Source organism: Pantoea sp. RG18, from assembly GCF_025910075.1.
Classification (GTDB): domain Bacteria; phylum Pseudomonadota; class Gammaproteobacteria; order Enterobacterales; family Enterobacteriaceae; genus Pantoea; species Pantoea agglomerans.
The window spans coordinates 21,896-48,688 of record NZ_JAPCIL010000009.1 but is presented as its reverse complement, the minus strand read 5'-3'; the positions used below and the strand labels follow the sequence as shown (position 1 = coordinate 48,688).

Sequence of the window (26,793 nt, the reverse complement as noted above, 5' to 3'; positions counted from 1 at the left end):
TAAACGGCATTCCCTGACCTTGCGCCACCGTTGCCGCGTGATATTATCGCAACAGCCTTTTTTCACACTGACAGTTAACTAAGAGAAAAGAACATGACGGACAAACTTACCTCCCTGCGTCAGCTCACCACCGTCGTCGCCGACACCGGTGATATTGCAGCCATGAAGCTGTATCAGCCACAAGACGCCACCACCAACCCTTCTCTGATTCTCAACGCCGCGCAAATTCCTGAATACCGTAAACTGATCGATGAAGCGATCGGCTGGGCGCGTGATCAGAGCAGCAACAAAGAAGAGCAACTGCAGCTGGTTTCTGACAAGCTGGCCGTGAACATTGGTCTGGAAATCCTCAAACTGATCCCAGGCCGCATCTCGACGGAAGTGGATGCGCGTCTCTCTTACGACACTGAAGGCAGCATCGCCAAAGCCCGCAGCCTGATCAAACTCTACAATGATGCCGGTATCAGCAACGACCGCATCCTGATCAAACTGGCCTCTACCTGGCAGGGCATCCGTGCTGCAGAGCAGCTGGAAAAAGAGGGTATCAACTGTAACCTGACGCTGCTGTTCTCCTTTGCTCAGGCGCGTGCCTGTGCTGAAGCGGGCGTGTTCCTGATCTCTCCGTTTGTTGGCCGTATCCTCGACTGGTACAAAGCCAATACTGACAAGAAAGAGTATGCCGCGCACGAAGATCCAGGCGTGGTTTCAGTTTCTGAAATCTACAACTACTACAAGCAGCACGGCTATGAAACCGTGGTGATGGGCGCCAGCTTCCGTAACGTCGGCGAAATCATCGAGCTGGCTGGCTGTGACCGTCTGACCATTTCTCCTGCCCTGCTGAAAGAGCTGGCGGAGAGCGAAGGCACCCTGGAGCGTAAACTGAGCTACAGCGGCGAAGTGAAAGCGCGTCCGGCGCGCATGACCGAGTCTGAGTTCCTGTGGCAGCACAACCAGGATCCGATGGCGGTTGCGAAGCTGGCAGAAGGTATCCGCAATTTTGCCGTTGATCAGGGCAAACTTGAGAAGATGCTGGCAGAACTGCTGTAATCTGTTGACCGTGGCGGCGCAGGCTGCCACGGTTTTCCCTTTTCCGACCCTTTCACTTTATATTATCCTCTCGGCTATTCCCCTTTTACTCCAACCGCACCGCGGTAAATCACAGCGAAGCTAATCATGAATACATTACGCATTGGCCTGATCTCGGTCTCCGATCGCGCCGCGAACGGCATTTATCAGGATCAGGGTATTCCCGCGCTGGAGAGCTGGCTCGGCAGCGCAATCAGCAGCCCGTTTGAGATTGAGTCCCGACTGGTGCCCGACGAGCAGCCGATGATTGAGCAGGCGATTTGCGAACTGGTCGATGAACGTTTTTGCCATCTGGTGTTAACCACCGGCGGCACCGGTCCGGCCCGACGCGATGTCACGCCCGATGCCACCTTAGCCGTTGCCGATCGTGAAATGCCTGGTTTTGGTGAGCAGATGCGCCAGATCAGCCTGCAGTTCGTACCGACCGCGATTCTGTCGCGTCAGGTCGGGGTGATCCGCAAGCAGTCGCTGATCCTCAATCTGCCTGGTCAGCCGAAGTCGATCAAAGAGACGCTGGAAGGGCTGAAGGATGAGCAGGGCAACGTAAAAGTTCACGGCATCTTTGCATCTGTACCTTATTGTTTACAGTTGCTGGAAGGGCCTTACGTCGAAACGCATTCCAGCGTTGTAGCAGCATTTCGGCCTAAAAGCGCTATACGTGAGATAAATAACTAAATATTCCCCATTTCAGGCATAAGCTATAGCCTTGCTGGTGTGGCAAAAGATTGACGGTATAGTAATAAGATCTTTACAACTTTATCTCTTTTGCCTCTGGAATATTATGAATCCGACTCACACTCAGCGTCTGACCGGTAAGGATTACAAGACCCTGGCGCTGGCCGCGCTGGGCGGCGCGCTGGAATTCTACGACTTCATCATCTTCGTTTTCTTCGCCACCGTGATTGGCGAACTCTTTTTCCCCTCGGATATCCCGGAATGGCTGCGTCAGCTGCAGACGTTTGCCATTTTTGCCGCAGGCTATCTGGCTCGTCCGCTGGGCGGCATCGTGATGGCGCATTTTGGCGATAAGCTCGGGCGCAAAAAGATGTTCAGCCTGAGCATTCTGCTGATGGCGCTGCCGACCCTGATGATGGGCGCTTTACCCACCTGGCAGACGATTGGCATTGCTGCGCCACTGCTGATGCTGCTGATGCGGATGTTACAGGGCGCGGCGATTGGCGGTGAAGTGCCGGGCGCCTGGGTGTTTGTCGCGGAACACGTGCCCTATAAACGTATCGGCATCGCCTGCGGCACGCTGACGGCCGGGCTGACTATCGGCATTTTACTGGGTTCGCTGGTGGCCACGCTGATCAATACCTCAATGTCGCAGCAGGCGATCCATGATGGCGGCTGGCGCATCCCATTCTTCCTCGGCGGCGTGTTCGGGCTGGTCGCGATGTACCTGCGTCGCTGGTTGCATGAGACGCCGGTGTTTATTGAGATGCAGCAGCGTAAAGCGCTGGCGGAAACCCTGCCGCTGAAGACCGTGCTGGCAGAGCATAAAAAGTCGATTGTCATCTCTATGCTGCTGACCTGGCTGCTTTCCGCCTGCATCGTGGTGGTGATCCTGATGTCGCCGGTCTGGCTGCAAAAACAGCAGGGCATCGCGCCTGCGCTGACCCTGCAGGCCAACAGCATCGCCACCGTGATGCTCTGCATTGGCTGCATTATTGCCGGACTCGCGGCCGATCGCTTTGGTGCCAGTCGTACGCTGTGTGTCGGCAGCCTGCTGCTGGCGATCTGTAGCTGGCAGTTTTATCACCTGACCGCCCTCTATCCACAGCAGCTCTTCCTGCTTTATGGCGTGGCGGGTCTCAGCGTCGGTATCGTTGGCGTAGTGCCCTTTGTGATGGTGCGCGCCTTTCCGGCAGAAGTGCGTTTTACCGGGCTCTCATTTTCCTACAACCTCTCCTATGCGATCTTCGGCGGGCTGACACCCATCTTTGTGTCGCTGCTGATGAACGTCTCAGAGATGGCACCCTGCTGGTATGTGATGGCGCTGGCGCTGGTGGGATTGCTGACGGGGATCTGGCTGCGGCGTGATGTCAGCCACGAGCCTGGCCTGCAGCAGGGGATTAACTCTTTGTAATGCGGGGACGCGGAGCCAGGCTCCGCGTCTTTTTTATGCGTAAAGGCAGGCTTAGAGTGGTTTCGCGCCAATCGGCAGAATGGTGCGGCCAAAGGTTTCGTTCAGCACTTCACCCATCGCCAGATAGCAGGCGCTGGCACCACAGAGTATCCCGACCCAGCCCGCGGAGACCACCAGCGCCGGCAGGTGCATAAGATGAGCCACGGCCAGCAGCAGAAACAGCAGCGTGAGCGAGCCGAAAACAAACTGCAGCATCCGCGCACCTTTCAGCGTACCGACGAACATAAACAGCGTGAAAATGCCCCACAGTGCCAGCCAGGCCCCCAGGAAACGTTCGTCTGGCACTTTTGCCAGTCCTATTTCAGGTAACAGCAGGATCGCCACAAAGCTTAACCAGAACATGCCGTAAGAGGTAAAGGCGGTCAGCCCGAAAGTGTTGTTCTTTTTAAACTCCAGCAGACCGGCCAGCACCTGCGCAATCCCACCATAAAAAATGCCCATGGCTAAAATCGCCACGTCCATGGCAAACAGGCCCGTGTTGTGCAGGTTCAGCAAAATGGTCGTCATGCCAAATCCCATTAATCCCAGCGGGGCAGGGTTAGCCAGCGTTGAATTTGCCATAGTTCCTCGGCAGTAAAATGATCGTTGATGTAATAAACGGATTTCGTCCTGCTCCCTGAGGGGAGCAAGGCGACGCATCATATTCAGCGTTGTGGCAGCGTTCTTTGATCCCGACAGGGCCAAAGGTAAAAATTTTTTTTTGGTTTAGCCCTTGATGCGCATCGAAGCGGCCCCATTTACTTGTCATCGAGCGTTGTGAACGTTGGAAAAAAAGCATGTGCTGGCAGTTGAATGCAAACAACCCGCCCACATAAAAGGTTCACAACCCAAATTGGCAACGAATTTAAGTGGGAGATGTTTAGATGGGTAAGATTATTGGTATTGACCTGGGTACAACCAACTCTTGTGTTGCGATCATGGATGGCACTAAAGCACGCGTGCTGGAAAATGCCGAGGGCGATCGCACCACGCCTTCAATTATTGCGTATACACAGGATGGCGAAATTCTGGTCGGTCAACCGGCTAAACGTCAGGCAGTGACCAACCCGCAGAATACCCTGTTCGCAATTAAGCGTCTGATCGGTCGTCGCTTCCAGGACGAAGAAGTACAGCGTGATATTAAAATCATGCCGTACAAAATCACCGGCGCTGACAACGGCGACGCATGGCTGGAAGTGAAAGGTCAGAGAATGGCACCGCCGCAGATCTCTGCTGAAGTGCTGAAGAAAATGAAAAAGACCGCCGAAGATTACCTCGGTGAGCCAGTGACTGAAGCGGTTATTACCGTACCGGCTTACTTCAACGATGCGCAGCGTCAGGCAACCAAAGACGCCGGCCGTATCGCAGGTCTGGAAGTCAAACGTATCATTAACGAACCGACTGCTGCTGCACTGGCATATGGTCTGGATAAAGGCCAGGGTAACCGCACCATCGCGGTTTATGACCTGGGTGGCGGTACCTTCGATATCTCAATCATTGAGATCGACGAAGTTGACGGCGAAAAAACCTTTGAAGTTCTGGCGACCAACGGTGATACCCACCTGGGTGGTGAAGACTTCGATAGCCGCCTGATTAACTATCTGGTTGCTGAATTCAAGAAAGACCAGGGCATCGATCTGCACAACGATCCACTGGCGATGCAGCGTCTGAAAGAAGCGGCAGAGAAAGCGAAAATCGAACTTTCTTCTGCACAGCAGACCGACGTTAACCTGCCATACATCACGGCAGATGCGACCGGTCCTAAACACCTGAACATCAAAGTGACCCGCTCTAAACTGGAGTCACTGGTTGAAGATCTGGTTGCTCGCTCAATCGCGCCACTGAAAGTTGCGCTGCAGGACGCCGGACTGTCTGTTTCAGACATCAACGACGTTATCCTGGTGGGTGGTCAGACTCGTATGCCACTGGTTCAGGCCAAAGTGACTGAGTTCTTCGGTAAAGAGCCACGTAAAGACGTGAACCCGGATGAAGCGGTCGCGGTCGGTGCTGCAGTTCAGGGTGGTGTACTGGGTGGCGACGTGAAAGACGTGCTGCTGCTGGACGTTACCCCGCTGTCACTGGGTATCGAAACCATGGGTGGTGTGATGACTTCGCTGATCAGCAAGAACACCACTATCCCAACCAAGCACAGCCAGGTCTTCTCGACTGCTGAAGATAACCAGTCAGCCGTGACCATTCACGTGCTGCAGGGTGAGCGTAAGCGCGCCAATGACAACAAGTCACTGGGCCAGTTCAACCTTGACGGTATTCAGAACGCGCCACGCGGTTTGCCGCAGATCGAAGTGACCTTCGACATCGATGCGGATGGTATCCTGCACGTGTCGGCGAAAGATAAGAACAGCGGTAAAGAGCAGAAAATCACCATCAAAGCCTCTTCAGGTCTGAGCGATGAAGAGATCCAGAAAATGGTGCGTGATGCGGAAGCGAACGCTGAATCTGACCGCAAGTTCGAAGAGCTGGTACAGACGCGTAACCAGGGCGATCAGATTGCCCACAGCACGCGTAAGCAGCTGGAAGAAGCGGGCGACAAACTGTCAGCTGATGACAAAGCGCCAATCGAAGCCGCTCTGGCCGCGCTGGAAACTGCGCTGAGAGGCGAAGACAAAGCTGAAATCGACGCCAAAATGCAGGCGCTGATGGAAGTGTCCGGCAAACTGATGGAAGCGGCACAGCAGTCTCAGGCGGGTGCAGCGGATGCCGGTGACGCGTCAGCGAAGAAAGATGACGACGTTGTCGATGCTGAATTCGAAGAAGTGAAAGACAACAAGAAATAATTGCCCCTGACCGGGCGCGACGGTTGGCCTGACAGCCGTTGAAACCAGCACGGGCGTAGGAGATCTCTCCACGCCCGTGCGATCATGTTAAGGGCTAAATAAACATGGCGAAGAGTGATTACTACGAGATTTTAGGCGTCGCCAAATCCGCGGACGAGCGTGAAATCAAAAAGGCTTACAAACGCCTGGCAATGAAATTTCACCCGGACCGTAATCCCGGTGACAAAGAAGCCGAAGCCAAATTCAAAGAGGTCAAGGAAGCGTACGAAATCCTGACCGATGCGCAGAAGCGTGCGGCCTACGATCAATATGGTCATGCAGCCTTTGAACAGGGCGGTATGGGTGGCGGTGGATACGGCGGCGGCGGCTTTGGTGGCGGCGGCGCAGACTTCAGCGATATCTTTGGCGACGTGTTCGGTGACATCTTTGGTGGTGGACGCCGTCAGCGCGCATCCCGTGGCGCCGATTTACGCTACAACATGGAGCTGTCGCTGGAAGAAGCGGTACGCGGCGTGACCAAAGAGATCCGCATTCCAACGCTGGAAGAGTGTGACGTCTGCCACGGCAGCGGCGCGAAAGCGGGAACGCAGCCACAAACCTGTTCAACCTGTCACGGTGCAGGCCAGGTGCAGATGCGCCAGGGCTTCTTCACCGTTCAGCAGGCCTGTCCGACCTGTCATGGTCGCGGCTCGGTGATTAAAGATCCGTGCAACGCCTGTCATGGTCATGGCCGTGTTGAGAAGTCGAAAACGCTGTCAGTGAAAATCCCGGCAGGGGTCGACACCGGCGATCGCATTCGTCTGAGCGGCGAAGGCGAAGCGGGCGAGCAGGGCGCACCAGCAGGCGATCTCTACGTTCAGGTCTCGGTGAAGAAACACCCGATCTTCGAGCGTGAAGAGAACAATCTCTACTGTGAAGTGCCGATCAACTTTGCGATGGCAGCGCTGGGAGGTGAGATTGAAGTACCGACCCTGGATGGTCGCGTGAAGCTGAAAGTGCCGTCAGAAACTCAGACCGGCAAGCTGTTCCGCATGCGCGGACGTGGCGTGAAATCTGTGCGTGGCGGCGCGGTCGGCGATCTGCTGTGTCGTGTCGTGGTGGAAACACCGGTCAGCCTGAATGAGAAACAGAAAGCGCTGTTGCGTGAACTGGAAGAGAGTTTTGGCGGCCCGAGCGGCGAGCATAACAGCCCACGCTCCAAGAGCTTTTTCGACGGCGTGAAAAAATTCTTTGATGATCTGACTCGTTAAGTCTGCCTGATAAAAAGCGGAGCCCCGGCTCTGATGCTGCTCAGTTAAGATTAGATTTGTAAAGGCTGTCACGGTTAAACGTGGCAGCTTTTTTTGTGGGCGAGCGAGCCGCAGTGCGAGCCAGCGCACCTCTTCTGCTGCTGCCGGGCCGTCCTCGCGCCGCTCACGCGGTACCTTCGGCTTTGACGTTGTGCCGACGAACCGTTCGGGGATCGGCCCTCCCTGGCCGGCCCCGAACTGTCCACGCTTCCCGGCGTGGACTTCTGGCCCACCGTCACGCCTCAGCGCTGTGGATAGCCCTTTCAGCAGCAGAGGCGCTCAGGCCTCCATTCTCGTGCCCTTTTTAACAATACACACTGAAGTTTCAGAGCAGGCTGATTCCGGGCAGGGGCAGGCAATCCGCAGCGCTGAACAGAATGAGTCTGCCAGGAGAGCCCGCAGGACGCGGGCGAAAGGCGGGGCGGCACAGGATGTGCCATCCCCGGCGGTCCGTCAGGCAGAGGAATGAAGTGAAGGAACCGCGAAGCGGCGCGAGGACCGCCAGCCCCTGCCCGGCACCAGACTGCGTTATCACCTGTCGCTTAACTGACCAGCATTATAGCCCCGGCTCCGCTTTTTTTACTTTAAATCCCCTGCCTGTGATGGCTGCATTATCTCTCCCTCACCGCAGCACTCATAAAAATGTCGACGTTTACTGCTATTACTGCTCGGCGAAACCGAGCATATAGCGCGGTATAAGCTGCTTTTAACGAACTATATGAATCGTTACACTGTTTAACATTCTGTCTCTGCTCAGGAAGATGAACATTGAACAAGCCGCGCAAATTAAAAAATCTGCTAAAAAGTTTTATTGAAAGTGATGCCAGCAATGGCGTGATGTTGATCGTGGCGGCGGTCGCGGCGATGATCCTCGCCAATACGGCCGCTACCGCCCAGGGTTACCAGGCGTTGCTGAATGAACCGGTACAAATCCGCTTCGGAGCGCTGGATATCAGCAAAAACTTGCTGTTGTGGATCAACGATGCGCTGATGGCGCTTTTCTTTCTGGTTATTGGCCTGGAAGTAAAGCGTGAGTTGATGGTCGGCGAACTTGCCAGCCGTGACAAGGCTATCTTCCCGGTCATCGCGGCAATAGGCGGCATGGCGTTACCCGCTCTGATCTTCCTGCTTTTCAACCATGGTGATGAGATTGCACGTAACGGCTGGGCCATTCCCACCGCAACCGATATTGCTTTTGCGCTGGGTGTGCTGGCCCTTCTGGGCAGCCGTGTTCCTGTTGCGCTGAAAGTCTTTCTGATGGCACTGGCGATTATTGATGACCTGGGTGCCATTGTGATTATCGCTCTGTTCTATACCAGTGACCTCTCAGTGCTCTCCCTGTGCGTGGCTGCAGGCGCAATTGTCGTGCTGGCACTCCTGAACCGCTTTAACGTCCGTAGAATCTCAGTCTACATACTGGTGGGTATCGTACTCTGGACCGCCGTGCTGAAGTCGGGCGTCCACGCAACCCTGGCTGGCGTCATTGTGGGCTTCTTCGTGCCTCTGGAGAAGAAAGAGGGGCACTCTCCAGCGGAACATCTGGCGCATGGTCTGATGCCGTGGGTGAACTGGATGATTCTGCCGCTGTTTGCCTTTGCTAATGCCGGTATCTCACTTGCTGGCATTACGCTGAGTGATGTCCTCTCGCCTGAACCGTCAGGCATCATCTTCGGCCTGTTAATCGGTAAGCCATTAGGCATTACGCTCTTCTGCTGGCTGGCGGTAAAACTGCGGCTGGCAGTATTACCCAACGGCACAACCATACGCGATATTATGGCGATTGGTGTGCTGTGCGGAATTGGCTTCACTATGTCAATTTTTATCAGTTCGCTGGCCTTTGATGCCGCGCATGAACAGCTGGTGACCTTTTCTAAACTGGGCATTCTGACCGGCTCTCTGCTTTCAGCCGTCATCGGCTATACGCTGCTGCGAATTAAACTGCGTTAATGGAGAGGAGGCGCAAGCCTCCTTTTTTCTATGAATCAGCTCAATTTCAATCATCTCTACTACTTCTGGCACGCCTGCCGTGCGGGATCAATTACGGCAGCAGCAGAGGCACTCTCCCTGACGCCACAGACCATTACCGGGCAGATTAAGGCACTGGAGGAGCGCCTGCAGGGCAAACTGTTCCGGCGTCAGGGACGGGGTCTGGTACCGACGGAGCTGGGGCAGCTGGTTTTTCGCTATGCTGACCGCATGTTTATGCTGAGTCAGGAGATGCTGGATATTGTGAATTACCGCAAAGAGTCCCATCTGCTGCTGGATGTTGGCGTGGCAGATGCGCTCTCAAAGCAGCTGGTCAGCAAGGTGCTGGAGACGGCAGTGGTCGCAGAGGAGAAAATTCATCTGCGCTGTTTTGAATCGACCCACGAAATGCTGCTGGAGCAGCTCAGTCAGCATAAGCTGGATATGATTATCTCTGACTGCTCCATCGACCCCACCCAACAGGAAGGGCTGTTTTCGGTGAAGCTGGGGGAATGTGCGATCAGTTTCTGGTCAACCCAGCCGCTCAGCGATCTCTCTTTTCCGGCCTGCCTGGAGACGCGTCCCCTGCTGATTCCGGGGCGCCGCTCCATGCTGGGGCGCAAAATCCTCAACTGGATCAGCACCCAGGGGCTGCAGGTGGAGATTCTGGGTGAGTTTGATGATGCGGCATTGATGACGGCGTTTGGTGCGCGACAGAATGCGATTTTTGTCGCGCCTTTGCTGGAGATGGGTCAACGTGAGGGGATATATGAAGTCGGGCGGCTCGACGCGGTGTCAGAGGAGTATCACATACTCTTCGCGGAGCGGATGATTCAGCATCCGGCGGTGCAGCGACTCTGTCACGCAGACTTCAGCGAACTCTTTCCCCGCCAGGGTACAGACGAAAAAAAACCGGCGTAAGCGCCGGCTTTTTTAACAAAGCGATTAACAACAGGCAATTAAGCCAGTTTGTTGATCTGTGCAGTCAGGTTAGACTTATAACGTGCAGCTTTGTTCTTGTGGATCAGACCTTTAGCAGCCTGACGGTCCACGAGTGGTTGCATTTCATTGAATGCGTTCTGCGCAGCAGCTTTGTCGCCTGAAGCGATCGCCGCGTATACTTTCTTAACGAAGGTACGCATCATAGAGCGGCGGCTAGCGTTATGCTTACGGCGTTTCTCAGATGTTACGGCGCGTTTCTTAGCTGATTTGATATTAGCCAAGGTACAACTCCCAAATGTGTTCTATAGAGACAAATCAAAGGCCGAGGACTATGCCCTTCTAACCTGATTTTGTCAATGGATTTGTGCAAATAAGCGTCGCCCTGAGAGCGGCACTCGGTTACGTATTTGATGGCGCAGGATTCTACCAGCTTCCCCTCGCTGAATACAGTATTTCGCGACAAAATTCTTAACATGCGCTTCTGCAACAGGAAATGCAGCGCCTAAAGCATGAAAGGCGTGCTGACGGGTTAACCTGAGTCGCTTTCAAGGGTATAATCCGCCGATTTCCACCGGTTTGGGCCAGCCATGAAGTTTATCCGCGGTATTCATAATCTTAACGAGCAGCATCGCGGCTGCGTTCTGACCATTGGTAATTTCGATGGCGTGCACCGTGGGCATCAGGCGCTGATGTCGCGGCTGTGTGAAGAGGGACGTAAGCGTAATCTGCCGGTGGTGGTCATGGTTTTTGAGCCACAGCCGCTGGAGCTGTTTGCCGGTGACAAAGCGCCGGCTCGTCTGACGCGTCTGCGTGAAAAACTGCGATACATGGCGGAAGCCGGCGTCGATAAAGTGTTGTGCGTGCGGTTCGACCGTCGCTTTGCGGCCTTGTCCGCCCAGCGTTTTATCAGTGACCTGTTAGTCGAAAAGCTGGACGTAAAGTACCTTGCGGTAGGCGATGATTTCCGCTTCGGCGCTGGTCGCCAGGGTGATTTCCTGTTATTACAGAAAGCCGGTGCGGAGTACGGCTTTGAGGTCGTCAGCACCGAAACCTTCTGTGATGGCGGTAAGCGAATCAGCAGTACTGCCGTGCGTCAGGCGCTGGCCGTGGATGATTTAGCGCTGGCGCAGTCGCTGCTTGGTCACCCTTTCACTATTTCCGGCCGCGTTGTGCACGGTGATGCACTGGGACGCACGCTGGGTTTCCCCACGGCGAACCTCCCTTTACGCCGCAGCGTCTCGCCGGTGAAAGGGGTTTATGCGGTAGAGGTACGGGGTCTGACGCCCGAGCCACTGCCAGGTGTCGCCAATATCGGCACCCGTCCGACCGTAAAAGGTTTACGCCAGCAGCTTGAAGTTCACCTGCTCGACATCAATATGGATCTCTATGGTCGTCACATTGATGTGGTGCTGAAACAGAAAATACGAAACGAGCAGCGCTTTGCCTCACTGGAGGCGTTGAAAGAACAAATTGCGAACGATGTGGTAACGGCCCGGCAGTTCTTTGGGCTGCTTTAACCTGAGCGAAAAACGGAATCGAGAATCTGATGAGTGACTATAAATCTACCCTGAATTTGCCGGAAACGGGATTCCCGATGCGTGGCGATCTGGCCAAACGCGAACCGGGAATGTTGCAACGCTGGTATGCCGACAATCTGTACGGCATCATCCGCGAAGCCAAAAAAGGGAAAAAAACCTTTATCCTGCATGATGGCCCTCCGTATGCGAACGGCAGCATTCATATTGGTCACTCCGTTAACAAGATTCTGAAAGACATTATCGTTAAGTCGAAAGGCATGGCGGGTTATGACTCGCCGTATGTGCCGGGCTGGGACTGTCACGGTCTGCCAATCGAACACAAAGTTGAGCAGATGATCGGCAAGCCAGGCGAGAAAGTCACCGCTGCTGAATTCCGCGAAGCGTGCCGCAAATACGCCGCGGAACAGGTTGAAGGCCAGAAGGCGGACTTTATCCGTCTGGGTGTGCTGGGCGACTGGGATCGCCCTTACCTGACCATGGATTTCGGTACCGAAGCCAACATCATTCGTGCGCTGAGTAAAATCATCGGCAACGGCCACCTGCACAAAGGCGCGAAGCCCGTGCACTGGTGTCTGGATTGCCGTTCTGCCTTAGCAGAAGCGGAAGTGGAGTATTACGACAAAACGTCACCGTCGATTGATGTGATGTTCAACGCCATTGATGCCGACGCGGTGCGTCAGGCGTTTGGTGTGGCACAGGTTAATGGTCCTATTTCACTGGTGATCTGGACGACGACACCGTGGACGCTGCCGGCTAACCGCGCCATCTCGTTAAACGCGGAATTTGAGTATCAGCTGCTGCAGATCGACGGTCGCGCGCTGATCCTGGCAAAAGATCTGGTCGAGAGCGTGATGAAGCGCGCGGGCGTCAGCGAATGGCAGGTACTGGGCGAATGTAAAGGCGCGGCGCTGGAGCTGCAGAAATTCCAGCATCCGTTCCTGGCGCTTGAGTCGCTGGTGGTACTGGGCGATCACGTCACCCTGGAAGCGGGTACCGGTGCAGTCCACACGGCACCTGGCCACGGTCCGGATGACTATGTTATCGGTCAGAAATATGGCATCGAAACCGCCAATCCGGTCGGACCGGATGGCCGCTATCTGCCAGGCACCTATCCGACGCTGGATGGGGTCAACGTCTTTAAAGCCAACGACATGATCGTTGAGCTGCTGAAAGAGAAGGGCGCGCTGCTGCACGTTGAGAAACTGCTGCACAGCTACCCGCACTGCTGGCGCCATAAAACGCCGATCATCTTCCGCGCCACACCGCAATGGTTCATCAGCATGGATCAGAAAGGATTGCGTGCGCAGTCGCTGAAGGAGATCAAAGGCGTGCAGTGGATCCCGGACTGGGGCCAGGCGCGTATCGAATCGATGGTGGCGAACCGTCCTGACTGGTGTATCTCTCGTCAGCGTACCTGGGGCGTACCGATGGCGCTGTTCGTTCATAAAGAGAGCGAAGAGCTGCACCCGGACACGCTGGCGCTGATGGAAAAAGTGGCGCAGCGCGTTGAGCAGGAGGGGATTCAGGCCTGGTGGGATCTCGATCCGCGCGAGCTGATGGGCGACGATGCCGATCATTACGTAAAAGTGCCGGATACGCTGGATGTCTGGTTTGACTCCGGTTCAACCAGCTATTCCGTGGTTGATGCGCGTCCGGAATTTGACGGACATGCGCCTGACCTTTATCTGGAAGGGTCCGATCAGCATCGCGGCTGGTTTATGTCCTCGCTGATGATCTCCACGGCGATGAAGGGCAAAGCGCCTTATCGTCAGGTACTGACACACGGTTTCACCGTGGATGGTCAGGGCCGCAAGATGTCGAAATCGATCGGTAACACGGTTGCGCCGCAGGATGTGATGAACAAACTGGGCGCCGATATTCTGCGCCTGTGGGTGGCATCAACCGACTACTCGGGCGAAATGGCGGTCTCCGATGAGATCCTTAAACGTTCTGCCGATGCCTATCGTCGCATCCGTAACACCGCGCGTTTCCTGCTGGCTAACCTCAGCGGCTTTAATCCGGCGACCGATCTGGTGAAACCGGAAGAGATGGTGGTGGTGGATCGCTGGGCCGTCGGTCGCGCTCAGGCGGCACAGGCCGATATCGTTGCCTCTTACGAGAACTACGATTTCCACGAAGTGATCCAGCGACTGATGCAGTTCTGCTCAATTGAGATGGGCAGCTTCTATCTCGACATCATCAAGGATCGTCAGTACACCGCGAAAGGCGATGGCCTGGCGCGTCGCAGCTGCCAGACCGCGCTGTGGCATATCGTCGAAGCGCTGGTACGCTGGATGGCACCGATCATGTCCTTTACGGCGGATGAGATCTGGGGCTACCTGCCGGGCGAACGTGCGCAGTATGTCTTCACCGAAGAGTGGTATCAGGGGCTGTTTGGCCTGGCTGAAGATGAAGCGCTGAATGACGCCTACTGGGCTGAGCTGCTGAAAGTGCGTGGCGAAGTGAACAAGGTGATCGAGCAGGCGCGTGCGGATAAACGTATCGGTGGCGCACTGGAAGCAACGGTCACGCTCTATGCCGATCCGGAGCTGGCGGCTAAACTGCAGGCGCTGGGTAATGAGCTGCGCTTTGTGCTGCTGACCTCTGGCGCACAGGTGGCTGATTACGCCCTGGCGAACGACGAAGCGCAGCAGAGTGAGCTGCTGAAAGGTCTGAAAATCGCGCTGCACAAGGCGGAAGGCGAGAAATGTCAGCGCTGCTGGCATTACACTACCGACGTCGGACAGAATCCTGAGCATGCTGAGGTCTGTGGTCGTTGTTACACTAACGTAGCCGGTGACGGCGAACAGCGTGAATTTGCCTGATGCGTAAACCTATTTTATCAACCGGATTGCGCTGGCTGTGGCTGGTGCTGGTGGTGATTGTTGTCGACTTCGCCAGTAAGCAGTGGGTGATGAACAACATGATGCTGCATGAAACCCAGCCACTGATGCCCTACCTGAACCTGTTCTACGCGCACAACTACGGCGCGGCGTTCAGTTTCCTGGCGGACAAAGGCGGCTGGCAGCGCTGGTTCTTTGCCGGTATTGCGCTGGCTATCGTGATCTCACTGGTCGTGATGATGTATCGTAATCATGCCAGTCAGAAGATCGCTAACATCGCGTATGCCCTGATCATCGGCGGCGCGATAGGCAATCTGTTTGATCGCTCATACCATGGCTTTGTGGTCGATTTTATCGATTTCTATGTCGGTAACTGGCACTTCGCTACATTTAATATCGCTGACTGCGGCATCTGTATCGGTGCTGCATTGGTGGTGCTGGAGGGCTTTTTCAGCCCGAACGGCAAACAGGCTAAACAGAAAGGGTAAGTGATGACTGAGTCCGTACAGCGCGAAAGCGCGGTGTTGGTGCATTTTACGCTGAAGCTGGAAGATGGCTCGACGGCGGAATCGACCCGTGCAAACGGCAAGCCCGCGCTGTTCCGTCTTGGTGATGGCAGCCTCTCTGCGGCACTTGAGCAGGCACTGCTGGGGCTGAAAGCGGGTGAAACTAAACAGTTTACCCTGGAACCGGACGACGCCTTTGGCGGCGTCAGCCCTGACCTGATCCAGTATTTCTCGCGTCGGGACTTTATCGATGCGGGTGAGCCGGAAGTGGGAGCCATCATGCTGTTCAGCGGCATGGGCGGCAGTGAAATGCCTGGCGTGATCCGTGAAATCTCTGGTGACTCTATCACTGTGGATTTCAACCATCCGCTGGCAGGTCGTCGTATTCAGTTTGATGTAGAGGTGCTGGAAATCGATCCCGCACTGGAGGCCAACGATGCAAATCCTGTTAGCTAATCCGCGCGGCTTCTGCGCTGGCGTTGATCGTGCCATCAGTATTGTTGAGCGCGCGCTGGAGATGTATGGCGCGCCAATCTATGTCCGTCACGAAGTGGTGCATAACCGTTACGTGGTAAACAGCCTGCGTGAGCGCGGTGCCATCTTCATTGAAGAGATCAGTGAAGTGCCGGATAACGCGATTCTGATCTTCTCTGCGCACGGTGTTTCTCAGGCAGTGCGTGCCGAAGCCAAAGCGCGCAATCTGACTATGCTGTTTGACGCTACCTGTCCGCTGGTGACCAAGGTGCATATGGAAGTGGCTCGCGCCAGCCGTAAAGGCGTTGAGGCAATACTGATTGGTCATGCGGGTCATCCGGAAGTTGAAGGCACCATGGGGCAGTACAACAACCCTAATGGCGGCATGTATCTGGTGGAGTCACCGGAAGATGTCTTCAGACTGACAGTGAAAGACGAAAACAATCTGAGCTTCATGACGCAGACCACGCTCTCTGTGGACGACACCTCTGACATCATTGATGCTCTGCGCCAGCGCTTCCCGGCGATTATCGGGCCGCGTAAAGATGATATCTGCTACGCCACCACCAACCGTCAGGAAGCGGTTCGTACTCTGGCTAAAGATGCGGAAGTGGTGCTGGTGGTGGGGTCGAAGAACTCCTCTAACTCTAACCGTCTGGCTGAGCTGGCTCAGCGTGCCGGTAAGCTGGCGAAGCTGATCGACTCTGCGGATGATATTCAGGAAGAGTGGGTAAAAGGCGTGGCCTGCATCGGCGTCACCGCAGGCGCGTCAGCGCCCGATATTCTGGTGCAGCAGGTGATCCAGCGGCTGCGTGAACTGGGCGGCGAAGCGGCAATTGAGCTGATTGGCCGTGAAGAGAATATTGTCTTCGAAGTGCCCAAAGAGCTGCGTGTCGAAGTGCGTAACGTGCAGTAACTCATCGATATTACTGATAAAAAGGCCGACTCTGTTCGGCCTTTTTTGTTTTTTGAATCTGACAAAAAAAGCCGTTATTTGCTGCGGTGATTGCTTTTACTGATAATCACGGGCGGCTGGCATAAAATTCTTATTATCACGGATTAATAGTGGCGTGACTGTTAACTCATCGTTAACCTGATGACGCTTTGGATGCATAGTTTTGTTTTAGGAATGAATAAATATGAACACAATCCGCATTGCTATTGTGGGCGCGCCGGGCCGTATGGGCCGTAATCTGATTCAGGCGACGCAGCAGGCAGAAGGCGCAGAACTGGGTGCGGCACTGGCTCGCCCGGGCTCATCGCTGACCGGCAGCGACGCTGGTGAATTAGCGGGCATCGGAAAAAATGGCATCATCATCGCTGACGATTTACGCGCGGTGATTAACGATTTTGATGTGCTGGTCGACTTCACCCGCCCGGAAGGCACGCTGGAGTATATGGCGATCTGCCGTGAGCAGGGCAAAGCGATGGTGATCGGCACCACCGGTTTTGATGAAGCAGGCAAAGCGGCCATTCGGGCCGCGGCAGAAGATATCCCTATTGTGTTCGCCGCTAACTTCAGCGTGGGGGTTAACCTGGTGCTGAAGCTGCTGGAGAAGGCTGCCAAAGTGATGGGAGAGTACGCGGATATTGAGATCGTTGAAGCGCACCACCGCCATAAAGTGGATGCGCCCTCCGGAACCGCGCTGGCGATGGGTGAGGCGATTGCCGATGCGATGCAGTGGAAACTGGATGAGCATGCGGTCTATACGCGTGAGGGCCACACCGGCGAACGCCAGCCGCAGAGCATCGGTTTTGCGACAGTACGCGCGGGTGACATCGTCGGTGAGCATACTGCGATGTTTGCAGATATTGGCGAGCGCGTAGAGATAACCCACAAGGCTTCAAGCCGTATGACCTTTGCAAATGGCGCGGTTAAGTCCGCTTTATGGTTGAAAGATAAGAAATCTGGCCTGTTTGACATGCGTGATGTGCTGGATTTGTCGATGTTGTGAGTGTTGTTAACCATCGTGATGTGGTTGTTTCAATCGATAATCGCTTGATTGAAAAGGGGCAATGTTTTCATTGCCCTTAATTTTATCTGAAATATGCCTTCCAGATATAAATTTACCTCTGACTTCTGTTTTTTCCTGTTTTCTTCATTTATTTGCTCTGCCGGATGCTATTTTTGACCATTTGGTCAAAAATAAAGGCCGCGCTGCTTCTGTTTTGCTTTTACGCTGCCTGGCAAACGATTATTCCGCCGAGTTTTCCTCTCTTTTTGCTGCTTATGCCCGTTATTTTCCTCAGAAGGCAGATAAGGGTGAAAAAATCCCGCCGCAGGGTAGACAATGGCCAGGGCGATCATTAGAATGCGCGCAATTTGCCAAAAATCGACAATTCAGGCGGTTTTTGCATTGATTCAGGCGGCTATTTTGAATTAATATGCAGATAATGTGACTGTTTATTCCCTGGAGGATGTTTTGATTAAGTCAGCGCTCTTGGTTCTGGAAGACGGAACCCAATTCCACGGTCGGGCCATCGGGGCAACAGGGTCGGCAGTGGGAGAAGTCGTTTTCAATACCTCAATGACCGGTTATCAAGAAATCCTCACTGATCCTTCCTATTCCCGCCAAATCGTTACTCTCACTTATCCCCATATCGGTAATGTCGGAACCAATGCCGCCGACGAAGAATCCAGCCAGATTCATGCGCAAGGCCTGGTTATCCGTGACCTGCCGCTGATTGCCAGCAACTTCCGTAGTGAAGAGGGCTTATCCGCCTACCTGCAGCGCAACAACATCGTGGCGATTGCCGATATCGATACCCGCAAGCTGACGCGCTTGCTGCGTGAGAAAGGTGCACAAAACGGCTGCATCATTGCGGGCGATAATCCGGATGCCGCGCTGGCGCTGCAAAAAGCTCAGGCGTTCCCGGGACTGAAAGGGATGGATTTGGCGAAAGAGGTCTGCACCACTGAGACCTACAGCTGGCAGCAGGGCAGCTGGACGCTGGAGGGAGGGCTGCCAGAGCAGGCCGACGCTGAATCACTGCCTTACCATGTGGTGGCTTACGATTACGGTGCCAAGCGCAACATTCTGCGGATGCTGGTCGATCGCGGCTGTCGTCTGACCGTCGTTCCGGCACAGACGCCTGCCGAAGAAGTACTGAAGCTTAATCCGGATGGCATCTTCCTCTCTAACGGTCCTGGCGACCCGGAGCCGTGCGACTACGCCATCAGCGCGATTCAGGCCTTCCTGAAAACAGAGATCCCGGTGTTCGGAATCTGTCTGGGTCATCAGCTGCTGGCGCTGGCCAGCGGGGCTAAGACCGTGAAGATGAAGCTGGGCCACCACGGCGGCAACCATCCGGTGAAAGATCTCGATAACAATCGCGTGATGATCACCGCGCAGAACCACGGTTTTGCGGTCGATGAGAACAATCTTCCCGCTAACCTGCGTGTAACTCACATTTCGTTGTTCGATAAAACCGTGCAGGGCATTCACCGCACTGACAAGCCCGCATTCAGCTTCCAGGGACACCCGGAAGCCAGCCCGGGCCCAGGCGATGCTGCGCCGCTGTTTGACCACTTTATTGAATTGATTGACGCATTCCGTCTGCAAGCGAAGTAATCAGGAGCTAATTCATGCCAAAACGTACAGACCTAAAATCCATCCTGATTCTTGGTGCCGGTCCGATTGTGATCGGCCAGGCCTGCGAATTTGACTATTCCGGTGCGCAGGCGTGTAAAGCGCTGCGTGAAGAGGGTTACCGCGTCATTCTGGTGAACTCCAACCCGGCGACGATCATGACCGACCCGGAAATGGCTGATGCGACTTACATTGAGCCGATTCACTGGGAAGTGGTGCGCAAAATCATCGAAAAAGAGCGCCCGGACGCGGTACTGCCGACCATGGGCGGTCAGACAGCGCTGAACTGTGCGCTGGAGCTGGAACGTCATGGCGTGCTGGGAGAGTTTGGCGTCACCATGATCGGCGCAACGGCTGATGCGATCGACAAAGCAGAAGATCGTCGTCGTTTCGACGTGGCGATGAAAAGCATCGGTCTGGATACCGCGCGCTCCGGCATTGCGCACACCATGGAAGAAGCGCTGGCCGTGGCTGAAGATGTCGGTTTCCCCTGCATTATCCGTCCCTCATTTACTATGGGCGGAACCGGTGGCGGCATCGCCTACAACCGCGAAGAGTTTGAAGAGATTTGCGAACGCGGTCTGGACCTCTCACCGACCAATGAGCTGCTGATTGATGAGTCGCTGATTGGCTGGAAAGAGTATGAGATGGAAGTGGTGCGCGATAAAAACGACAACTGCATCATCGTCTGCTCAATTGAAAACTTCGATGCGATGGGGATCCACACCGGTGACTCCATCACGGTGGCACCTGCCCAGACGCTGACCGACAAAGAGTATCAGATCATGCGTAACGCCTCGCTGGCGGTACTGCGTGAGATCGGTGTTGAAACCGGTGGCTCCAACGTGCAGTTCTCGGTTAACCCGAAAGATGGCCGCCTGATTGTCATTGAGATGAACCCGCGCGTGTCTCGCTCCTCGGCGCTGGCCTCCAAAGCGACCGGTTTCCCGATTGCTAAAGTGGCGGCCAAACTGGCGGTCGGCTATACCCTCGACGAGCTGATGAATGATATCACCGGCGGTTTAACGCCAGCCTCGTTCGAGCCTTCCATCGACTACGTTGTCACCAAGATCCCGCGTTTCAACTTCGAAAAATTTGCCGGTGCCAACGATCGCCTGACCACGCAGATGAAGTCGGTCGGGGAAGTGATGGCAATTGGTCGTACTTTCCAGGAATCCATGCAGAAAGCGCTGCGCGGCCTGGAAGTGGGCGCTAACGGCTTCGACCCGAAAGTCCACCTCGACGACCCGGAAGCATTAACCCGCATCCGCCGTGAGCTGAAAGATGCCGGTTCAGACCGCATCTGGTACATCGCGGACGCCTTCCGTGCCGGCATGTCAGTGGATGGCGTGTTCAACCTGACCAATATTGACCGCTGGTTCCTGGTGCAGATCGAAGAGCTGGTGCGGCTGGAAGAGCAGGTTGCCCGTGAAGGGGTTAATAGCCTGGATGAGACGTTCCTGCGCGCCCTGAAGCGTAAAGGCTTTGCTGATGCACGGCTGGCGACACTGGCGGGCGTGGCAGAGAGCGAAATCCGCAAGCTGCGTCAGCAGTTTAACCTGCACCCGGTTTATAAGCGCGTGGATACCTGCGCCGCAGAGTTCGCGACAGACACCGCCTATATGTACTCCACCTATGAGGAGGAGTGCGAAGCCAATCCAAGTCCGGATCGCGAAAAAATCATGATTCTGGGCGGTGGGCCAAACCGTATCGGTCAGGGTATCGAATTCGACTATTGCTGCGTTCACGCCGCCCTGGCGCTGCGTGAAGATGGTTACCAGACCATTATGGTCAACTGTAACCCGGAAACAGTCTCGACCGATTACGACACCTCTGATCGCCTCTACTTCGAGCCGGTCACGCTGGAAGATGTGCTGGAGATTGTGCGCATTGAGCAGCCAAAAGGTGTGATTGTGCAGTATGGCGGTCAGACTCCGCTGAAACTGGCGCGTGCACTGGAAGCCGCAGGCGTACCGGTTATCGGCACCAGCCCGGATTCTATCGACCGTGCTGAAGACCGTGAACGTTTCCAGCAGGCGGTTGATCGCCTGAACCTGAAGCAACCCGCCAACGCCACGGTGGCCACACTGGAGCAGGCGGTTGAGAAAGCCGCGGGCCTGGGTTATCCGCTGGTGGTGCGTCCTTCTTATGTGCTGGGCGGCCGCGCCATGGAGATCGTCTACGACGAGATCGACCTCAAGCGCTACTTCCAGACGGCGGTCTCGGTTTCCAACGATGCACCGGTGCTGCTGGATCGCTTCCTGGATGATGCGGTCGAAGTGGATGTTGATGCGATTTGCGACGGTGAGCGGGTGCTGATTGGCGGCATCATGGAACACATCGAGCAGGCTGGCGTCCACTCCGGTGACTCCGCCTGTTCACTGCCGGCCTACACCCTGAGTCAGGAGATTCAGAATGTGATGCGCCAGCAGGTTGAGAAGCTGGCGTTTGAGCTGAACGTTCGTGGCCTGATGAACGTCCAGTTCGCGGTGAAAGACAACGAAGTCTACCTGATCGAAGTTAACCCTCGCGCGGCGCGTACCGTGCCGTTCGTCTCTAAAGCGACCGGTGTCCCGCTGGCGAAAGTTGCCGCGCGCGTGATGGCAGGCAAAACGCTGGCAGAGCAGGGCGTCACTGAAGAGGTGATTCCGCCTTACTACTCTGTCAAAGAAGTGGTGCTGCCGTTTAACAAGTTCCAGGGCGTTGACCCGATTCTGGGGCCAGAAATGCGCTCTACCGGTGAAGTCATGGGCGTGGGCCGCACCTTCGCTGAGGCGTTTTCTAAAGCGATGCTGGGCGCACAGAGCAACATGAAGAAGTCGGGCCGTGCGCTGCTGTCGGTGCGTGAAGGCGACAAGAAACGTATTGTCGACCTGGCCGCTAAGCTGCAGAAGTTTGGTTTCGAACTGGATGCGACTCACGGCACGGCGGTTGTGCTGGGCGAAGCGGGCATCAATCCGCGCCTGGTGAACAAGGTGCACGAAGGGCGTCCGCACATTCAGGACCGTCTGAAGAACGGCGAGTATAGCTACATCGTTAATACCACGGCGGGTCGTCAGGCGATTGAAGATTCGAAACTGATTCGCCGCAGTGCTCTGCAGTATAAAGTGCACTACGACACCACGCTGAACGGCGGCTTCGCCACCGCGATGGCGCTGAATGCTGACCCGACGGAACAGGTTATCTCCGTTCAGGAGATGCATGCCCAGATCAAGGCGATGTAAGGCGATGTAATGTGAAAAACGGCTCCTGCGGGAGCCGTTTTTTTTGACCAAAATCTGGCCCGGTCAGCTGTGAGATCGAGCCTGCGAAGGGAACACGGTCAGATCGGAAAGTCGCTTAAGCCAATCCCTGGCCGCTCGGCCCGCGCGATTACGCACCTCATCCCTGAGGTGCGCCCGTAGCCGGGCCAACGCTTTGCGTTGTTCAAAAACGCTCCTGACGTTTTTGTCCATGGCGCGGGACGCTTTCCTCTTCTGCCCGTGTTCCCTGCGCGTTGAGCCTATGCATTGTGGAAAAAAAACCTGAATTGAATTTGTCAGCTGTCTGAACGGCTCCTGCGGGAGCCGTTTTTTTTGACCATCTTATTGGCGATAATCCGAAAACAGGGTCCAGGGAAAGCAAAGAGTTTGCGTTAAAGTGACTGATTTGGCTTAATTTTTTAGCTATAGGTGCGAATAAGGCCGGTTCGCACAAATTTATAATATAAACACTTCCTGTGCGGATTTTTCGTCAGTACTATGCCTGCCGCTCATCACTGGAGCGTATCAGGACATAAATAAAAAATGAAAATGCGTACTTTTTCTCTGAGTGCAGTGGCTGCACTGATGGCAATTCTTCCTTTCGCCAGCCAGGCGGAAATTACCCTGTTAAAACAGGATCCGCAGGCAGGCGATCCGCTTAGCCGTCTTAACTTTACTTTTGGCGGCAGCATTCGTGCTCAGTTCAATCATCAGACCGGCGTGGATGACAAATCCTACAAGCGCGACGGTTTTGACGGCGGCACCCGTTTCCGTTTCGGCGCTGACTACTACCTGTTTGATGACGTCAGCTGGATCAGCTACTACGAGCTGGGCGTTAACGTCCCGGCGGTCTTCAGCTGGGATCGTCACTATGCGGACGGTGCCAATAACACCACGCGTCGTCAGCTCTACACCGGTCTGAAAAGCAAAACCTGGGGTCAGCTTACCTTTGGTCAGCAGAACAGCGTCTATTACGATACCGTGGGCGCCAAGACCGATATCTGGGATTACGACATGGTCGGCCAGGCTCCGGGTAACGGGATCAACGGCGACTACGACGGATCTTACCGCTCACGCAAACAGCTGAAGTATAAAAACAGCTTCGGCGATGCGGATCTTTACGCCTCTTATCTGTTCGAAGATAACGAGTATCTGCCAGGCAACGGCCTGCGCTATAAGCGCAAAGGCGGCGGCTCGCTGGGTGTGGACTACCACATCACGGACGATCTGAGCTGGGGCACGGCGTGGAACTACACGCGCGCGGCGATGCGTAACCCGAACAACGGCGACAGCCGCGATTACGATCAGAACATTTACGGCACCGCGCTGAGCTGGACCCCAGGTAACTGGACGTTGTCAGCCGGCGGTGGCTGGTATGAGAACTTCATGACCACCAAACGCAAAGATGTGCATGACTACTTTGCCGGCGACGCGTGGGGCATTGAATATTTCGCCGGTTACAAGATTCCGGTGGGGCAGTATGGTCTGAAAGCGGTACAGCCATATGTCATGGGCGATCGCATTGAGTATGCGACAGGCCGTGATTATCAGCGCATCGACAACGGTCTGGGTGTGGTGCTGTTCCTCGACTACGGTTTCCGTGTCGATTACGAACATGTGTTTACCTCCAGCACCGATAACCTGGGTGATATGAATCTGGTGCGTCTGCGCTACGACTTCTGATAACCCTGACGGCTCCTCCGGGAGCCGTTTTCTTTTGCGCACGACTTTTGTGCCAGCATAAGGCCGATCGCTGGCGAGCTGCGGCAAACTGACGCGATTAGGCGGTGAAAAACGCTGCACAGGCCGTGAAAAACGACGTCATGAAAAGCTTTACGCAATTAGACCTTTCCCCCTATCGACGAAAGTTTCACCTTTACGTATCATGGCGCCAATTTTTTTCAGTGAGTGGTTAACATGATTAGTCTTATCGCGGCATTAGCAGCAGATCGCATTATTGGAATGGAGAACGCCATGCCGTGGGACCTGCCTGCAGATCTGGCGTGGTTCAAGCGCCATACGCTGAAGAAACCGGTGATTATGGGCCGACTGACCTTTGAATCTATTGGCCGTCCGTTACCTGGCCGACTGAATATCGTGGTCAGCAGCCAGCCGGGCACCACCGAAGGCGTTACCTGGGTCACTTCGCTGGATGAGGCGTTACAGGCAGCCGGTGACGCTGAAGAGATCATGGTGATTGGCGGTGGCCGCGTCTATGAGCAGATGCTGAAGCGTGCCGATCGTCTCTATCTGACGCACATTGATGCGGAAGTCGAAGGTGATACGCAGTTCCCGGATTACGAGCCGGATGAGTGGCAGTCAACGTTCAGCGAATTCCACGACGCTGACGAGCAAAATTCCCACAGCTACTGCTTTGAGATCCTTGACCGTCGTCGCTAATCCCACCCCTGCCGGGCTGTAACCTGGCTGTCATCTTTATTCATTAGCATTGCTTCTTTTCTGGGATCGACACAAAGGAAGCAATCACTAATGAAAATCGAACTCTCCGCATTAAGCACTGACCGCCTGCCTGATCCACTGCGTCGTAAATTCCTTGCCGGTTCCGGTGCTATCGGCCTGACCGGCTTTCTCAGCGGCGGCCTGACGCTCTCGGGCAGTGGACTGGCGCAGGAGAAGCCTGCGGGCAGCCCACTGCTGGGCTTTCAGGCGATTGCCGCGTCCACGGCCGATGAGATTGTGGTAGCCCCTGGCTATCGCGCCGACGTGTTGATCTCCTGGGGTGATCCGCTGGTGAATGGCGCAGCCGCGTTTGATCCGCAGGGCAACAACAGCGCCGAAGACCAGGAAAAGCAGTTCGGTGACAACAACGACGGTATGAGCTTCTTCGCGATTAATGACCATCGCGGCGTGATGGCGATTAACAATGAATATGTGAATGAGCCGACGCTGTTCGCCCACGGCGGCAGTAAAGCGACCAGCCTGGAAGATGTCAAAAAGTCGCAGGCGGCGCACGGTATCTCCATCGTTGAAGTCAAACGGGGTGAGGACAATCGCTGGCAGGTGGTACGTCCTTCTGACTATAACCGCCGCATTACCGCCAATACCCCGATGCGCTTCTCCGGTCCGGCAGCGGGGGATAAAGCGCTGCAGACTGCCGCCGATCCGCAGGGAATGCATGTCCTGGGCACCTTTGGTAACTGCGCCAACGGCAAAACGCCGTGGGGCACCTATCTCACCTGTGAAGAGAACTACGACACCTACTTTGGCACCCATCAGGCGGACTTTACGCCGACCCCACAGCAGAAGCGCTATACCCTGAATGCCGCTGAGCCGGAGCGCAACTGGGCCGATTTTGATCCCCGCTTCGATATCGCTAAGAATCCCAACGAATTTAACCGCCACGGCTGGATTGTCGAAATCGATCCTTTCGATCCTCACTCCGTGCCGGTAAAGCGGACCGCGCTGGGCCGCTTCAAGCACGAGAATGCCGCCGTGACGGTCGCGAAAACCGGCCAGCTGGTGGTTTATATGGGCGACGACGAGCGCGGCGAGTATATCTATAAATTTGTCTCAGATGACAAAGTCACTCCGGATGATGCTAAAGCCAATCACGGACTGCTTGATAAGGGCACGCTCTATGTGGCGCAGTTCAACGGCGATGCGCAGGGCACGCCGCTTAAAGGCACCGGGCGCTGGCTGGCGCTGAAGTGGGGCGAAAATGGACTCACCGCTGAAAAGGGATTCAATAGCGAGGCAGATGTTTTGATCAATGCGCGTGCCGCGGCAGATGTGGTCAACGCAACGCGAATGGACCGGCCGGAGTGGATTGCGGTTAACCCGCATGACGGCCGTGCCTACTGCACCCTGACCAACAACAATAAGCGCGGAAATGAAGGCATGCCGGTCAATGCAGCGAATCCGCGGCCAAAAAATATCTACGGTCAGATTATTCGCTGGGATGAGAAGGGCGATGCTACCGCGCAGACGTTTGAGTGGGATATCTATGCGCTGTGTGGCAACCCGATAGCACATCCTGAGGGGATCTATCGTGGCACACCGAACATCACCGCTGAGAATACCTTTAACAGTCCGGATGGGCTGGGGTTTGATGCGCAGGGGCGGTTATGGATCCTGACCGATGGCAAATACAGCAACAAAGAGGATTATCAGGGGCAGGGGAATAATCAGATGCTGGTGGGTGATCCTGATAGTGGCGAGATCCGCCGGTTTATGGTCGGTCCAAAATCGTGCGAGCTGACCGGTATTACCTTCACGCCCGATTACAAAACGCTGTTCGTGAATGTGCAGCATCCCGGCGAAGAGGGTGACTCGCACTTCCCGGACAACAGTCCGCGTCCGCGGTCGTCGGTGATTATGATCACCCGTGAAGATGGCGGCATTATCGGCGCATAAAACAGGATGCTGGCCTGATGG

Annotated in this window: 21 protein-coding genes; 19 read left to right on the top strand and 2 right to left on the bottom strand. The window is 55.2% G+C overall.

Annotated features, from left to right (window positions below; genetic code table 11):
- Positions 1-93: 93 nt before the first annotated feature.
- The 3 genes from tal (at position 94) to OK409_RS11360 (ending at position 3,175) form a co-directional block, all read left to right on the top strand.
- Positions 94-1,047, top strand: coding sequence for a transaldolase (gene tal / locus OK409_RS11370; protein WP_010253690.1), 954 nt, complete (start codon positions 94-96; stop codon positions 1,045-1,047).
- Positions 1,048-1,173: 126 nt separating this feature from the next.
- The gene (gene mog / locus OK409_RS11365) at positions 1,174-1,761 is read left to right on the top strand and encodes a molybdopterin adenylyltransferase (protein WP_010253692.1); all 588 of its coding nucleotides are present in this window, start codon (positions 1,174-1,176) and stop codon (positions 1,759-1,761) included.
- A gap of 106 nt (positions 1,762-1,867) precedes the next feature.
- A complete protein-coding gene (locus OK409_RS11360; RefSeq protein WP_010671691.1) occupies positions 1,868-3,175 on the top strand; it encodes an MFS transporter in 1,308 nt (435 codons plus the stop codon).
- Between the two features lie 51 nt (positions 3,176-3,226).
- On the opposite strand, the gene satP is transcribed toward OK409_RS11360, so the two are convergent.
- Positions 3,227-3,796: an acetate uptake transporter gene (gene satP / locus OK409_RS11355; RefSeq protein ID WP_264367067.1), complete on the bottom strand. Its 570-nt coding sequence runs from the start codon at positions 3,794-3,796 to the stop codon at positions 3,227-3,229.
- Between the two features lie 302 nt (positions 3,797-4,098).
- Here satP and dnaK point away from each other — a divergent pair, with 302 nt between their 5' ends.
- The 4 genes from dnaK to nhaR all read left to right on the top strand — a co-directional run bounded on the left by dnaK (position 4,099) and on the right by nhaR (position 10,184).
- A complete protein-coding gene (gene dnaK / locus OK409_RS11350) occupies positions 4,099-6,009 on the top strand; it encodes a molecular chaperone DnaK (RefSeq protein WP_010253698.1) in 1,911 nt (636 codons plus the stop codon).
- Positions 6,010-6,113: 104 nt separating this feature from the next.
- Positions 6,114-7,259, top strand: a complete 1,146-nt coding sequence (dnaJ, locus tag OK409_RS11345) for a molecular chaperone DnaJ (protein ID WP_010253699.1) — start codon at positions 6,114-6,116, stop codon at positions 7,257-7,259.
- An 807-nt stretch (positions 7,260-8,066) separates the two neighbouring features.
- On the top strand, positions 8,067-9,245 hold the full coding sequence (gene nhaA / locus OK409_RS11340; RefSeq protein WP_010253702.1) for a Na+/H+ antiporter NhaA: 1,179 nt from the start codon (positions 8,067-8,069) through the stop codon (positions 9,243-9,245).
- Between the two features lie 30 nt (positions 9,246-9,275).
- Entirely contained in the window at positions 9,276-10,184 is a 909-nt protein-coding gene (gene nhaR / locus OK409_RS11335) for a transcriptional activator NhaR (RefSeq protein WP_033756520.1), read from the top strand.
- Between the two features lie 38 nt (positions 10,185-10,222).
- On the opposite strand, the gene rpsT is transcribed toward nhaR, so the two are convergent.
- Complete coding sequence (gene rpsT, locus OK409_RS11330; RefSeq protein WP_008925553.1) at positions 10,223-10,486, bottom strand: 30S ribosomal protein S20; 264 nt, start codon at positions 10,484-10,486, stop codon at positions 10,223-10,225.
- 306 nt (positions 10,487-10,792) lie between these two features.
- Here rpsT and ribF point away from each other — a divergent pair, with 306 nt between their 5' ends.
- The 12 genes from ribF (at position 10,793) to OK409_RS11270 (ending at position 26,772) form a co-directional block, all read left to right on the top strand.
- Complete coding sequence (gene ribF, locus OK409_RS11325) at positions 10,793-11,722, top strand: bifunctional riboflavin kinase/FAD synthetase (RefSeq protein ID WP_010253714.1); 930 nt, start codon at positions 10,793-10,795, stop codon at positions 11,720-11,722.
- 29 nt (positions 11,723-11,751) lie between these two features.
- Positions 11,752-14,568, top strand: a complete 2,817-nt coding sequence (ileS, locus tag OK409_RS11320) for an isoleucine--tRNA ligase (protein ID WP_033770948.1) — start codon at positions 11,752-11,754, stop codon at positions 14,566-14,568.
- Positions 14,568-15,074 (top strand): signal peptidase II, encoded by a 507-nt coding sequence (lspA, locus tag OK409_RS11315; protein ID WP_010253719.1) that lies wholly within the window; start codon positions 14,568-14,570, stop codon positions 15,072-15,074. The genes ileS and lspA overlap by 1 nt, the downstream gene beginning before the upstream one ends.
- Positions 15,075-15,077: 3 nt before the next feature.
- Positions 15,078-15,548, top strand: coding sequence for an FKBP-type peptidyl-prolyl cis-trans isomerase (gene fkpB, locus OK409_RS11310; RefSeq protein WP_010253720.1), 471 nt, complete (start codon positions 15,078-15,080; stop codon positions 15,546-15,548).
- Positions 15,529-16,482: a 4-hydroxy-3-methylbut-2-enyl diphosphate reductase gene (gene ispH / locus OK409_RS11305; protein WP_010253724.1), complete on the top strand. Its 954-nt coding sequence runs from the start codon at positions 15,529-15,531 to the stop codon at positions 16,480-16,482. Before fkpB ends, ispH begins: the two co-directional genes overlap by 20 nt.
- Before the next feature lie 223 nt (positions 16,483-16,705).
- Complete coding sequence (dapB, locus tag OK409_RS11300) at positions 16,706-17,521, top strand: 4-hydroxy-tetrahydrodipicolinate reductase (protein WP_010253726.1); 816 nt, start codon at positions 16,706-16,708, stop codon at positions 17,519-17,521.
- A 61-nt stretch (positions 17,522-17,582) separates the two neighbouring features.
- Positions 17,583-17,927 carry a hypothetical protein gene (locus OK409_RS11295; RefSeq protein WP_156311583.1) on the top strand — a complete coding sequence of 115 codons (345 nt, stop codon included), beginning with the start codon at positions 17,583-17,585 and terminating at the stop codon, positions 17,925-17,927.
- Positions 17,928-17,989: 62 nt separating this feature from the next.
- Positions 17,990-19,138 carry a glutamine-hydrolyzing carbamoyl-phosphate synthase small subunit gene (gene carA / locus OK409_RS11290; RefSeq protein WP_010253731.1) on the top strand — a complete coding sequence of 383 codons (1,149 nt, stop codon included), beginning with the start codon at positions 17,990-17,992 and terminating at the stop codon, positions 19,136-19,138.
- A gap of 14 nt (positions 19,139-19,152) precedes the next feature.
- Positions 19,153-22,380 (top strand): carbamoyl-phosphate synthase large subunit, encoded by a 3,228-nt coding sequence (gene carB, locus OK409_RS11285; protein ID WP_264367066.1) that lies wholly within the window; start codon positions 19,153-19,155, stop codon positions 22,378-22,380.
- 561 nt (positions 22,381-22,941) lie between these two features.
- Positions 22,942-24,081: a porin gene (locus tag OK409_RS11280; RefSeq protein WP_010253747.1), complete on the top strand. Its 1,140-nt coding sequence runs from the start codon at positions 22,942-22,944 to the stop codon at positions 24,079-24,081.
- 234 nt (positions 24,082-24,315) lie between these two features.
- Complete coding sequence (folA, locus tag OK409_RS11275; protein WP_010253752.1) at positions 24,316-24,798, top strand: type 3 dihydrofolate reductase; 483 nt, start codon at positions 24,316-24,318, stop codon at positions 24,796-24,798.
- A 90-nt stretch (positions 24,799-24,888) separates the two neighbouring features.
- The gene (locus tag OK409_RS11270) at positions 24,889-26,772 is read left to right on the top strand and encodes a PhoX family protein (protein ID WP_264367065.1); all 1,884 of its coding nucleotides are present in this window, start codon (positions 24,889-24,891) and stop codon (positions 26,770-26,772) included.
- The last annotated feature ends 21 nt before the right edge of the window (positions 26,773-26,793 follow it).